Source organism: Erwinia sp. ErVv1, from assembly GCF_900068895.1.
Taxonomy (GTDB): Bacteria; Pseudomonadota; Gammaproteobacteria; order Enterobacterales; family Enterobacteriaceae; genus Erwinia.
The window spans coordinates 1-280 of sequence record NZ_CDPK01000041.1 but is presented as its reverse complement, the minus strand read 5'-3'; the positions used below and the strand labels follow the sequence as shown (position 1 = coordinate 280).

Below are 280 nucleotides of genomic sequence, written 5' to 3'. Positions count from 1 at the left end.
CTGCATCCCGCCCGGATCGGCCACTGGCGTGGTGGTGATCTGAATCGTCCCAACCGGTTTTATCACTGTCCCGGTATGCACCGGCGTTACCGGGACTGACGGAGCCGAATTACCGGTATTTGACGGCGCAGATGGCCCGGGAGCCGGGTTGATCAAAATGGTCCGCGGTGGCTGGCCTGCTACCGCAGGCAGCGTGATGATATCCAGCCCTGTCGCTGCATCCCGCACCGCCGTCAGGACCGGTACCGCCGACGGTAATCCACCCTCTCCGGTTTTCAGC

General features: G+C 63.2%; 1 protein-coding gene. It reads right to left on the bottom strand.

All coding sequences use genetic code 11. From position 1 onward, the window contains the following. Positions 1–280 (bottom strand): S-type pyocin domain-containing protein (locus A1830_RS20830; protein WP_197473386.1); only part of this gene is annotated, 280 nt, incomplete at both ends.